This window comes from Hyphomicrobiales bacterium (genome assembly GCA_030688605.1).
Lineage (GTDB): Bacteria > Pseudomonadota > Alphaproteobacteria > Rhizobiales > NORP267 > JAUYJB01.
Genome location: JAUYJB010000034.1, coordinates 22,153 through 34,628 on the forward strand (window position 1 = coordinate 22,153; position 12,476 = coordinate 34,628).

The window sequence follows — 12,476 nt, forward strand, 5'->3', positions numbered from 1 at the left end:
TCAAGGAAGACGTGGCGACTTGCAACTTGAATCCAGCAGAAAATTCTGAAACTGGATGTGGCTGCGCCGCTTGATCTGCATTCCGAATCACACGTCCAGATTGGCGACGGCGAGCGCGTTCTGCTGGATGAACTCGCGGCGCGGCTCGACCTCGTCGCCCATCAGACGGGAGAAGATCTGGTCGGCCTCGTCCAGTTCCTTGATGCGGACCTGCAACAGGGTGCGGGCGTTGACATCGAGCGTCGTCTCCCAGAGCTGGTCTGGGTTCATTTCACCAAGCCCCTTGTAGCGCTGCAGCGTCAGGCCCTTGTGCCCGGCCTCGAGCACTGTGCTGAGAAGCTCACTCGGCGAGCGGATCGCTCGTTCCTCATCCTTGCGCCGCAGCACTGCCGCCTTCCCGTAGACGCTTTGCATATGGGCGGCGCGCTCGTCGAGCTTGCGCGCGTCGGCGGACGCGATCAGCGGGCCGTCGATCACGCGGACCTCCTTTACGCCGCGCACCTCGCGAGAAAAGCGCAAGCCCCCGTCGGGCATTGGTTCGCCGGTCCAGCCTTTCTCGGTCTCTTCCGAAATGGTGTCGAGGCGGCGTGCAATATATTTGGCGGCGACCTTGGCCTTTTCCGGGTCGCTGAGTATTTCCGGATTGAGGGCTCCGGCAATCGCCGTCTGCTCAACGACCCGACGCGGGTAGCGGCTGTGCAGCCCATCGAGGATGGTCTTGATCCGGCGCGCTTCCTCGACAATGGCGCGCAGATCGTCGCCGGCACGCTCCTCCCCATCGGACAGCCTCAGCGTCGCGCCGTCAAGCCCGGTGTCGATGAGATAGTTCTCGAGTGCCCGCTCGTCCTTGAGATACTGCTCCGAGGTGCCGCGCCTGACCTTGTAGAGTGGAGGCTGGGCGATGAACAGATGGCCGCGCTCCACGAGATCCGTCATCTGACGGTAGAAGAAGGTCAGAAGCAGGGTGCGGATATGGGCGCCGTCCACATCGGCGTCGGTCATAATGATGACCTTGTGGTAGCGCAGCTTATCGACGTCGAACTCGTCCTTGCCAATTCCGGTGCCGAGTGCCGTGATCAACGTGCCGATCTCGTTCGAGGACAGCATCTTGTCGAAGCGGGCGCGCTCGACATTGAGGATCTTGCCGCGCAGCGGCAGCACCGCCTGGAACTCGCGGTTGCGCGCCTGCTTGGCGGAGCCGCCGGCCGAATCGCCCTCGACCAGAAACAGCTCCGCCTTGGCCGGGTCACGCTCCTGGCAGTCGGCAAGCTTGCCAGGCAGCGAGGCGACGTCGAGCGCGCCCTTGCGCCGGGTGAGCTCGCGCGCCTTGCGCGCCGCCTCCCGCGCGGCGGCCGCTTCAACCACCTTGGAGACGATGGTCTTGGCCTCCGCCGGGTGCTCCTCAAACCAGGCCCGGAGCCCCTCGTTGACCACGCCCTCGACCACCGGGCGGACCTCGGAGGAGACGAGCTTGTCCTTGGTCTGACTGGAAAATTTCGGATCGGGAACCTTGATCGACAGGACGCAGGTGAGCCCCTCGCGGCAATCGTCCCCGGTCAGCGCGACCCTCTCTCTGCGCGAGATGCCGGCAGCGTCGGCATAGCCCGTGACCTGGCGGGTTAGTGCGCCACGGAAACCGGCCAGATGCGCGCCGCCGTCACGTTGCGGGATGTTGTTGGTGAAGCAGAGCACGTTTTCGTGATAGCCGTCGTTCCACCACAGGGCGCACTCGACCATCATCGCGTCGCGCTCGCCGCGGATCATGATCGGCGCGGCGATGAGCGGGTGCTTGGCGCGGTCGAGATAGCGCACGAAGGCTTCGACCCCTCCCTCGTAATGGAGCTCCTCGGTGCGTGGCTCGACGCCGCGATTGTCCGTCAAGGTGATGCGGACGCCGGAATTGAGAAAAGCGAGCTCGCGCAGACGGTGTTCGATCTCCGCATAGTCGAACTCGGTCATCGAAAAGATCTTCTTGCTGGGCAGGAACGTAACGTCCGTTCCGGTCTGGCCCTCGGCTTTGCCGACCATGGCAAGCGGCGCGTCCGGCTCGCCGTCGGTGAAGCTCATGGCGTGTTCCTTGTTGTCGCGCCAGATACGCAGCTTCAGCCATTGCGACAGCGCGTTGACCACGGACACGCCAACCCCATGCAGGCCGCCTGAGACCTTGTAGGAGCTCTGGTCGAACTTTCCGCCGGCGTGCAGCTGGGTCATGATGACCTGGGCGGCGGAGACGCCCTCACCGGAATGGATCTCGGTCGGGATGCCGCGGCCATTGTCGCGGACCGTGCACGAGCCGTCCGGGTTGAGGACGACCTCGACGGTATCGCAATAGCCGGCAAGTGCTTCGTCGATGGAATTGTCGACGACCTCGTAGACCATATGGTGCAACCCGGAGCCGTCGTCGGTATCGCCGATATACATGCCCGGACGCTTGCGCACGGCCTCAAGGCCCTTCAGGACCTTGATCGATTCAGCACCATATTCCTCGCCTGGCGTCGCAGCGGGTTTCTCTTTCGCCATACGTGCTCGTTCGCCTGCCTGTCGGAACTCGACGATCGGGTCGCCGACAGGCAATACAACCCGAAAGAATCATTGAACTTTTATAGCATTTTCCGCCACCCCGTACTGCCTAGATGGTGTTCCTGGAGGAAAGGTCAATCGGCGCTCAGGTAAGCCTTTTCAGCCGCCCTTCGGCGACCTGAAAAGTCTGGACGGCCTCAGCGAGGGAAGCGAAAATGACGCGTTCTGTCCCCGTCATCCAGGCCTGGGCGCCGAGTTCGCCAAGCTCGGCGAACAGTGCCTCGCGGCGGTCGCGATCGAGGTGGGCGGCGATTTCGTCGAGCAGCACCAGCGGCGTGCCATGATCGTCAAGGGCGCTGATCAGGCGGGCATGGGCGAGAACCAGGCCGACCAGCATGATCTTCTGCTCGCCGGTCGAGCATAGTCGAGCCGGGCGCGCCTTGGGGCCGTAATAGACGATCAGGTCGCTGCGGTGGGGACCGGAAAGGGTGCGCTTGGCGGCGGCGTCTGCGCCACGCGCATCGGCGAGCGCTCCCCGGTAGCGGTCCTCCGCGTCGATCGCCGGCATGCTGGCAAGGTCGGTTTCGATGCTCCCTTCAAGAGCAAGGCGTCCTTGCGGAAATGGCCCCCTGCCGCCGCGCTCGCTCAGCACGCCCTGAAGGATCCGCACATAGTCGCGCCGGGCCGCGGCGATCGCTGCGCCGTGTTCGGCCATCTGTGCCTCAAGCCCGTCGAGCCAGCGCGCATCGGCGCCCGGCGCTTCCAGAAGCGCGTTTCTTTGGCGCATCGCGGTCTCGAATTGGCCGACGCGGCTGCGGTGGTTCGCGTCCATGGCCAGCACCAGCCGGTCGAGAAAGCGGCGGCGCTCGCCGGCGGGACCGGTGAACAAGGAATCCATGGAAGGCGTCAGCCAGGCCATGCGGCAGATATGGGCAAGGTCGTTGACGGTGCGCGCCCGCCCGCCGTCGATGCGCACGTCACGGCTGGCGCGATCGTTTTGTCTCGGTTCCGCGCCGAGGCCGGTGCCAATCTCGCTCGTGCCGCTCGGCCCCTCGACGCGGGCGAAAACCGCCCAGCCGCCGGCGCCCCCATCACGCGCGATCTCCTCGTGGGTCGACCCGCGCAGGCCACGGCCCGGCACTAGGAAAGAGATGGCCTCGAGCAGGTTGGTCTTGCCGGAGCCGTTGGCGCCGACCAGCACCACTGGCCGCGAGTCGAAGTCGAGGGACAGGCGCTCATAGTTGCGAAAGTCGGTCAGGCGCAGCCTTGAGAGCCAGTAAGCGTCAGTCGACAAGATTCTAGACGCGCATCGGCATGAGCACGTAAAGCGCCGCGTCGTCGCTGACGTCGCGGACCAGCGCCGGCGATCCCGGGTCGGCCATGTCGAAGCGCGCCATGTGATGGTCCAACTGTCCGGCGATGTCCAAAAGGTAGCGCGCGTTGAAGCCGATCTCGAGCGGCGCGCCGGCATAGTCGACCTCGAGCTCTTCGCTGGCGCTGCCGGAATCCGGATTGTTGACCGACAAGATCAGCTTCTCGCCCTCCAGATTGAGCTTCACGGCCCGGCCGCGTTCGCTCGATATGGTCGAGACCCGGTCGACGGCCTCGGCGAAACGCTCGCTATCGACGCTCAGGACCCTGTCGTTGCCTTGGGGAATGACACGGGCATAGTCGGGGAAGGTACCGTCTATCAGCTTCGAGGTCAGAACGATATTGTCGAAGGTAAAGCGCACCTTGGCGGCGGAGACCTCTACGGTGACGGCTTCCTCGGCGTCCTCGATGAGCTTGTGGAGTTGCTCGACCGTCTTGCGCGGAACGATGATGCCGGGCATGCCTTCCGCGCCGTCGGGCAGCGCCAGGTCGACGCAGGCAAGCCGATGCCCGTCGGTCGCAACCGCGCGCAGAACGCTCGTGCCGTTGCCGTCGGCCATGTGCAGATAGATACCATTGAGATAATAGCGCGTTTCCTCCGTCGACATGGCAAATCGCGTCTTATCGATGAGGCGCTTCAGGTCGGTGGCGCCGAGCACAAAGCGGTGCGAAAACGCGCCGGCGGCAAGGTCGGGAAAATCCTCCTTGCCGAGGGTCTGGAGGGTGAAGTTCGAGCGCCCGGTGCGCAGCGAAAGAGAAGCGCCGTCCGCGGCCGTCTCCAGCTCGATCTGGGCGCCTTCGGGAAACTTGCGCACGATGTCGTAGCACATATGCGCCGGAACCGTGGTCGCGCTGGGAGAGGCGACGTCTGCCGGTACCGTCTCTACCGCCTCGATATCGAGATCGGTTGCCTTGAGCTTGAGGGTGTTTCCGTCCGCTTCGATGAGAACGTTGGCGAGGATGGGAATCGTGTTGCGGCGCTCGACCACGCTCTGCACGTGGCTCAGAGACTTGAGAAGCGCGGCCCGTTCAATCGTCAATTTCATGTCAAACCGTCATGTCAGGCGAAGAGGCGAGGAAATACGCGCCGCGGCCCTTCACACGCTCCCGCGGCCCGCAGGCTCAAGCAAATTGCCGTTCCCTCGCGCTCTTGGCAAGTCCGTTCGCCGAATTCATGCGCGGATCGCGCGGGCGTTCACTCCTCGACCATGCGCTTGAGCAGTTCGACCTCCTCGGCCAGCATCCGGTCCTCCTTGATCAGGCCTTCGATCTTGCGCACGGCATGAAGCACGGTGGTGTGGTCGCGGCCGCCGAAGCGGCGGCCGATCTCGGGAAACGACCGGTCGGTCAGCGTCTTGGCAAGGTACATGGAAATCTGCCGCGGACGTACGATGGAGCGGTTGCGCCGGCTGGATACGATGTCCTGGCGCGAGACGTTGAAATGCTTGGCGACGATCTTCTGAATGTGCTCGATGCGCACCCGCTTGGGCTCCTGCGACCTGACGAGATCGCGGATCGCGCGTTCGGCCATCTCGATGGTAATTTCTGCGTTGGTGAGCTGGTTGTGGGCGACGATGCGCGTAAAGGCGCCTTCCAGCTCGCGGCCGTTACCGGCGACCTGGTCGGCGACATAATCGAGCACCGCATCCGACACTTGCAGCGTCGGAAACCGCCGCATCGCGGCCTCCAGCCTGGCGCGCAGGATCGACAGGCGGAGAGACCGGCCGAGCGGACGAATGTCGACGACAAGGCCTGCCGAAAGGCGAGAGCGCATGCGATCGTCGAGACTGTCCAGCTCGACCGGCGGTCGGTCCGCCGCGACGACTACCTGGCGGCCGTTTTCCATCAATGCGTTGAGGGTGTGGCAGAACTCCTGCTGGATCGATTTGCCCTGCAGAAACTGCATATCGTCGATCAGGAGCAAATCGATGCCCCTTAAGTGATCCTTGAAAGCAAGCGTGTCCTGCGCCTTGAGTGCCGCGACGAAGCGGTACATGAAGCGCTCCGCGGTGAGATAGAGAATCCGGTCGGGCCGGCGCCGTTGCCGCGATTCCCAAGCGATCGCTTGCAACAGATGGGTCTTGCCGAGACCGACGGCGGAGTGCACGAACAGGATATTGAAGCCGGTGCCGTTTGAGGAGTCGGAAGCGGCGATCTGGGTGGCGGCGGCGTGGGCAAGCGCATTCGACGGGCCGACGATAAAGCTGTCGAAGCTGTAGCGCGGATCAAGCGGCGAGCCGATGGCGTGCGCGCGACCGTCGCTGAAGACGGTCGGTGAAAATGCCGTCGCCCCGCGCACCGCGCCGCGACCCGCGCGTCCCGCGGCAAGCAGATCCGGCTGACCGCTGGATGGCGGCAATGCGCCGTTGCGGCTGCGGCCGGCGCTGCTGAGGGCCGGTCCGCGCACGCTCAACTCGATGCGCGCGACGCGCTCTTCCTCATTTTGCCACAGGGCGAGAAGCCGGTCCAGATAGTGGGCACCAATCCAGCTTTTCAGGAACCGCGTGGGAACCGACAGATGAACCGTCTTGCCCGACATGCCTTCCGGCGTCACGCGCGCAAACCAGCTCGAATAGACGTCCTCGCCAAGCTCGACGCAAAGCCGCTTCCCGACCCGTCGCCACGTGGCCTCAAGTCCGCTATCGTCCTTCGGCCGATCATGGAAATCGCTGTTGGAGGCCGTCGCAGTCGCCGGAGGCTCGATTGTCTGCGCTTGATTATCGTTATCCCGCATCCCGAAAGTCTCCTCGTCTCCGTGGTTTCGGACCGGCTTATTTTGCGCCGCAAATCAAAACTCGCTGCTACTTACTTGGCACTCCATTTCATGATTGAACCCAGGGTAAATTCTCCGCCTTCCATCCCCGCAGCCGACCGCGGTGGCGATCAGCGTCGAGGCCACCCTCGAAACCGCCGGCGATGTTGTAACAACGGTCACGACCGGCGGCAGTAACGGCGCGCGCAGCGGCGGCGCTACGCACACCCGAGCGACACAGGAACAAGAGCGGTTCATCCGCGCCGACACCACGCCGCGACAGCTCCGCCAGCAAAGTATCGACAAATTCCGGATTGACCTGCCTGTCAGGAAAGCTTTGCCATTCAAGAAGAACGGCATCCTTTCCAAGGACACCTAGATCAACGGTGCCAACATAGGACCACTCGGCGCGCGTACGCACGTCGATCAACGTCGCATCCGGTGTTTCGTTGAGCAAGTCCCACGCTTGACGCGCAGACAAATCGCCGGAATAAGTCTGATCGCTTCCCCCATTCATGCCCTCGACCGTCTCGCCTTCGTATTCGTGATTTTGCGCCAGCCCCCCGCTTCGGCGTCATCCGCCTATCGCAACGGCGAACCTGGCTGAAATCTTCTCACGATCAGGTTCTCGGAACCCCATATTGCATTATATATTATACGCCTTAAAATACCCCTCCTGTGACTGCGCCGAAGATCCTGAACGAGACTAAAATAACACCGACCTGCAACACGCGATCACCTCCGCCGGTTCGTTTTCATCTTAAACTAACTGAAGTGAAAACTGTCGGTGACCGAATTGTCATGATCGACGATACACAGCGGCAATGCCCGCCGCAAGAGGGCTGAGCGCCGCGCTTGGCGGAATCCGACGGCAATGCGCGCGGCGCTCTCGGCACGCGCATTTCACCGTATGAGCCAAAGTCTTGAGACTCCTCGCAATCGCTGCGTCGGCGCCAAGGCGGCTCTCAGCGGGAAAATTTTTCGCTTGCGGCGCGAGAATCGGGCTTTTTTCAGGCACAATTTCGCTGCAATTTCGGTTCACCGCAGCGACATATGATTAAGCCGTTGATTCCGCGAAGGAATGGTTGAGAGGAAAAACGGTCTGCGAAAAATCGCGATTGCGGCCGGCCCGAACCCAGGAAAATCAGCCGGTTTCAGGCCGTCATGATCTTGACGCGCCGGGACAGGCGGGAAACGGTGCGGGCAGCGGCATTCTTGTGAATGAGGCCCTTTTGGGCCGAGCGCATGAGTTGCGGTTCCGCCTGGCGAAGCGCGTCGGCAGCCGCCGCCTTGTCGCCCTTGGCGATGGCATCCTCGACTTGGCGCAGGAAGGTGCGCATGCGGCTGCGCCGGCTCTTATTGACCTCGGTTCGGCGGCCGATCTTGCGAATGGCCTTCTTGGCGGACGGCTTGTTGGCCATGGGGTTCGCCTCTTGCCCTTGAATTGCGAGCGCCAGAAAAATGGTGCTGGTTGATTGGCTGCGCGACGCTCAGCCCCGCAAGGGTGCAAGAGGAAAGCTTTGCATCCCGCCAGCCGTATCGCGAACGCGTGCGCTTATACCGGCGGCTGCAGAACGCGTCAACCAGGGTGAAAAGCGCTTACCGGTTCTTGAAGTGCGGACTGCGTTTTTCGGTAAATGCCGCCATGCCTTCCTTTTGGTCCTCCATCGCGAACAGCGAATGGAACAGACGGCGCTCGAAGCGCACGCCCTCGGCGAGCACGGTTTCATAAGCGCGATTGACCGCCTCCTTGGTCATCATCACCGCCGGCAGCGACCTCTCGGCGATCTTTGCGGCAACGCGCACCGCCTCGTCGACCAATTCGTCGGCCGCCACGATGCGGCTCACCAGACCGCTTCGCTCGGCCTCCTCGGCGTCCATCAGGCGCCCGGTCAGGCACATCTCCATCGCCTTGGACTTGCCCACCAGGCGGGTCAGGCGTTGGGTACCGCCAGCGCCCGGCATGACGCCGAGATTGATCTCCGGCTGGCCGAATTTGGCGCTGTCCGCAGCGAGGATGAAATCGCACATCAGGGCGAGCTCGCAGCCGCCGCCGAGCGCATAGCCGGCAACCGCGGCGATGATCGGCTTGCGCGCGCGCGCGACCCGCTCCCAGGGGGTGATGAAATCCTCCAAATAGATCTCCGCATAGGACTTCGCCTGCATTTCCTTGATGTCGGCGCCGGCGGCGAAGGCCTTTTCCGATCCGGTGAGCACCATGCAGCCGATGCGCGGGTCAGCCTCGAAGACATCGAGTGCCTCGGAGAGCTCCGCGATCAGCGCCGAATTGAGCGCGTTCATCGCATCGGGCCGGTTGAGCGTGATCAAACCAACCTTGTCTCGGGTCTCGGCGAGAATGTTTTCGAAGTCCATGGCTCAGTTTCCTCAATGTCTTATCGCAGCGCCCAGGGCTATCCGGGCGGCGCGGCGATGGCAACAGGCCATTTGCCGCCCCGGTTGCCTCATCTCAACGCTGGCAGGCGGGGCAATAGAAGCTTGAACGGCCGGCCTGGACAATGCGCCTGATGAGGCCCGTGCAGCCCGGACGCGTGCAGGGCAACTCGTCGCGGTCATAGACCGAAAAGCGGTGCTGGAAATAGCCGAGACTTCCGTCAGCGCGAACGTAATCGCGCAGCGACGAGCCGCCCGCCTCGATCGCTTCGTCGATAACACTGCGGACGGCAAGAACCAGCCGCTCCAGGCGCCCGCCTGCGCCGCCATTGACGCGCGCCAGCGTTCCGGCCCGCCGGCGCGGCGACAGGCCGGCCCGGAACAGCGCCTCGCAGGCATAGATATTGCCGAGGCCGGCGATCAGCCGCTGGTCGATCAGCGCCGCCTTGACGCTGGTCCGGCGGCCGAGAAAGGCGGCGTTGAGATAAGCCGCGTTGAACGCGTTTCCGGTGGGCTCGACGCCGAGCCCCGCAAGCAGCGGGTGTGCCCTTAGGTTGGCCGTTTCGGCAAGGGTCATGAAACCGAAGCGGCGCGGGTCGTTGTAGGTGATCTTCGTTCCGCCGGCGAAATGGAACACCACATGGTCATGGCCGGCGAATTTGCCACGCGACAGATGAGCATCGCCGGGCTTATCCGCCTGTCCTTCGGCATCAATGCGAAACGCGCCCGACATACCCATATGCATGATCAGCGTCTCGCCGCTATCGAGCGCGGCGAGCAGATATTTGGCGCGGCGGTCAAGCGCCAAGACGGTGGCGCCGGTGAGCCGCTCGCAAAAGCGTTCCGGAAAGGGAAAACGCAGATCGCTCCGGCGCTGCTCAACCCCGGTCACGCGCACCCCCTCCATGATGCCGGCAAGGCCGCGGCGCACGGTCTCGACCTCGGGCAATTCGGGCATGGGGAAAGCCTTCGAGGAGCCTTTACGTTGTGCCGACGCGAGCATAGCGCGCACCGCGACCCTACGCTATGGTCCGCGCCGAAGCGACGGTAGAGCGACCATGACAGGCAAGATCCCGACCGAAACCACCCATTTCGGCTTCCGCACCATTGCGGCCGCCGCCAAGCAGGGGCTGGTCGACCGCATCTTCGCCCATGTCGCGGACCGCTACGATCTGATGAACGATCTGATGTCCGGCGGCCTGCACCGGCTGTGGAAGGATGCTGCCGTCACTTGGCTCAATCCGCCGGCAAGCGCGCGGCCCTTCCACCTCATCGATGTCGCCGGCGGTACCTGCGACATCGCCTTGCGGGTGCTGGACGCCGGCGGCCCGGGAACCCACGTCACGGCGTTCGATATCAGCGCCCACATGCTCGCCGCAGGCGCCAAGAAAGTCGAAAAGGCAGGGAAAGGCGAGCGCGTGCGCTTCGTCCAGGGCAATGGCGAGACGCTACCCTTCGCCGACAACAGTTTCGACGCCTATACGATTGCTTTCGGCATCCGCAACATCCCCGATATTCCGGCCGCCCTCGGCGAGGCTTACCGGGCGCTGAAGCCGGGCGGGCGGTTCCTGTGCCTTGAGTTCTCCCAAGTGACGGTGCCGATGCTCGACCGGCTCTACGATCTATACTCCTTCAACGCGATTCCGGCCCTCGGCAGGGTCGTGACCGGTGATGCCGACGCCTACCGCTATCTCGTCGAATCGATCCGCCGCTTCCCCAACCAGGAAGACTTCGCCACGCTGATCCGCGAGGCCGGCTTTCAGCGCGTCCAGCATCGCGATCTTTCCGGCGGCATCGCCGCGATCCATTCCGCCTGGCGCATTTAGAGCGCGATCATGATCAATGCTCTGATCCAGTCGTCTCGCCTGCTGCACGCCAGCATCGTGCTGGCGCGCCACGGCGCGCTCGACCTGGCGCTGCCCGACGAGCTGCCGGGGCCGGCGCGTGCCGGCATCAGACTGTTCCGGGCGCTGTTTGCCCGCCGCGCGGGTAAAGAGGGTAAAGCCGCGGAGGGCGAACGCCTGACCGCGGCGCTGACGACGCTGGGCCCGAGCTATATCAAGCTCGGTCAGTTCCTGGCCACGCGGCCGGATATCGTCGGCCAGGACCGCGCCCGTGCCCTGTCGCAACTGCAGGACCGCATGGAGCCGTTCAGCCGGGAGGAGGCGCAGGAAGCCCTTGAGGCGGCCTTCGGCGACAGGGCGCGGACCTTGTTCGGCACCCTCGGCGAGCCGGTCGCCGCAGCCTCGATCGCCCAGGTGCACAAGGCGAGAATCGAGGACGACAAGAGCAAACGCCGGGAGGTCGCGGTGAAGATCCTGCGGCCCGCCATCGAGCGGCGGTTTGCCCGCGACCTTGAGGCCTTCTATTTCGTCGCCCGTCTTGCCGATCGCTATCATCCGCCATCGCGCCGCCTGCGGCCCGTCGAGGTGGTCGACACGCTGGCCCAAACCGTCGCCCTCGAGATGGATTTGCGCATGGAGGCGGCGGCGATCGCGGAGGTTGCGGAAAACAGCGAAGGCGACGAGGGCTACCGGGTGCCCAAGATCGACTGGGAGCGCAGCGCGCGGCGGGTTCTGACGGTTGAGTGGATTGATGGCATCCAGCTCAGCGACATCGACGGGCTGAAAAAGGCCGGTCACGATTTGAAGCGGCTGGCGCGGCTGTTGATCCAAACCTTCCTGCGCCAGGCCATGCGCGACGGCTTCTTTCACGCCGACATGCATCCGGGCAATCTGTTCGTCGACGCGGACGGCAATCTGGTTGCCGTCGATTTCGGCATCACCGGACGCATCGGACCGAAGGAGCAGCATTTTCTGGCCGAAATCCTGTGGGGCTTCATCCAGCGCGACTATAAGCGCATCGCCGAAGTGCATGTCGAGGCCGGCTACGTCCCGCGCAAGCACCGCATGGAGACGTTTGCCCAGGCGCTGCGCGCCATCGGCGAGCCGCTGATGGGACGCACCGCCGAGCAGATCTCGATGGCCCGCGTTCTGACCCAACTGTTTCAGGTGACAGAGATGTTCGACATGGCGACCCGGCCCGAACTCCTCTTGTTGCAGAAGACCATGGTGGTGGTCGAGGGCGTCGCCCGCACCCTGGATCCGGAACTCGACATGTGGACGACGGCAGAGCCGGTGGTGCGCGAATGGATCGAGACCAATCTCGGGGCCGAGGGCCGGCTTGCCGAGGCCGCCGAGGGGGCTGCTTCCTTCGGCCGCTTCTTCAGCCAGGTCCCGGGTCTCCTGGCGCGCGCCGAGCACACCGCGGAGGCTCTGGCGGAGATGGCGGATGCGGGCATCAGGCTCGATGATGCGACCGTCGAGGCCGTCGCCCGGGCGCGGGCGCGGCGCGAGCGTTCCGGACGGGTCGCCTTGTGGATCGGGGCCATCGCCCTCGCGGTGATCGCCGTTACTCTGATAATGTAAGACGATGAATGCGG

Annotated in this window: 10 protein-coding genes; 2 read left to right on the forward strand and 8 right to left on the reverse strand. The window is 64.0% G+C overall.

What is annotated here, in order from left to right:
- Positions 1-87: 87 nt before the first annotated feature.
- From gyrB to mutM, 8 genes are all read right to left on the reverse strand, one after another.
- Positions 88-2,520 (reverse strand): DNA topoisomerase (ATP-hydrolyzing) subunit B, encoded by a 2,433-nt coding sequence (gene gyrB / locus Q8P46_04030; GenBank protein ID MDP2619332.1) that lies wholly within the window; start codon positions 2,518-2,520, stop codon positions 88-90.
- Between the two features lie 145 nt (positions 2,521-2,665).
- The gene (recF, locus tag Q8P46_04035) at positions 2,666-3,814 is read right to left on the reverse strand and encodes a DNA replication/repair protein RecF (protein ID MDP2619333.1); all 1,149 of its coding nucleotides are present in this window, start codon (positions 3,812-3,814) and stop codon (positions 2,666-2,668) included.
- 4 nt (positions 3,815-3,818) lie between these two features.
- Positions 3,819-4,937, reverse strand: a complete 1,119-nt coding sequence (gene dnaN / locus Q8P46_04040) for a DNA polymerase III subunit beta (GenBank protein ID MDP2619334.1) — start codon at positions 4,935-4,937, stop codon at positions 3,819-3,821.
- A 149-nt stretch (positions 4,938-5,086) separates the two neighbouring features.
- Positions 5,087-6,625 carry a chromosomal replication initiator protein DnaA gene (gene dnaA / locus Q8P46_04045; GenBank protein MDP2619335.1) on the reverse strand — a complete coding sequence of 513 codons (1,539 nt, stop codon included), beginning with the start codon at positions 6,623-6,625 and terminating at the stop codon, positions 5,087-5,089.
- An 88-nt stretch (positions 6,626-6,713) separates the two neighbouring features.
- Positions 6,714-7,160 carry a rhodanese-like domain-containing protein gene (locus Q8P46_04050; protein MDP2619336.1) on the reverse strand — a complete coding sequence of 149 codons (447 nt, stop codon included), beginning with the start codon at positions 7,158-7,160 and terminating at the stop codon, positions 6,714-6,716.
- Positions 7,161-7,797: 637 nt separating this feature from the next.
- Positions 7,798-8,064, reverse strand: a complete 267-nt coding sequence (rpsT, locus tag Q8P46_04055; GenBank protein ID MDP2619337.1) for a 30S ribosomal protein S20 — start codon at positions 8,062-8,064, stop codon at positions 7,798-7,800.
- A gap of 178 nt (positions 8,065-8,242) precedes the next feature.
- Positions 8,243-9,016, reverse strand: a complete 774-nt coding sequence (locus Q8P46_04060) for an enoyl-CoA hydratase (protein MDP2619338.1) — start codon at positions 9,014-9,016, stop codon at positions 8,243-8,245.
- A gap of 94 nt (positions 9,017-9,110) precedes the next feature.
- Positions 9,111-9,992, reverse strand: a complete 882-nt coding sequence (gene mutM / locus Q8P46_04065; GenBank protein ID MDP2619339.1) for a bifunctional DNA-formamidopyrimidine glycosylase/DNA-(apurinic or apyrimidinic site) lyase — start codon at positions 9,990-9,992, stop codon at positions 9,111-9,113.
- Between the two features lie 100 nt (positions 9,993-10,092).
- Between mutM and ubiE the strand changes: the two genes are divergently transcribed.
- Together ubiE and ubiB are read left to right on the forward strand one after the other, a co-directional pair.
- Entirely contained in the window at positions 10,093-10,860 is a 768-nt protein-coding gene (gene ubiE / locus Q8P46_04070; GenBank protein MDP2619340.1) for a bifunctional demethylmenaquinone methyltransferase/2-methoxy-6-polyprenyl-1,4-benzoquinol methylase UbiE, read from the forward strand.
- 9 nt (positions 10,861-10,869) lie between these two features.
- Complete coding sequence (ubiB, locus tag Q8P46_04075) at positions 10,870-12,462, forward strand: 2-polyprenylphenol 6-hydroxylase (GenBank protein MDP2619341.1); 1,593 nt, start codon at positions 10,870-10,872, stop codon at positions 12,460-12,462.
- The last annotated feature ends 14 nt before the right edge of the window (positions 12,463-12,476 follow it).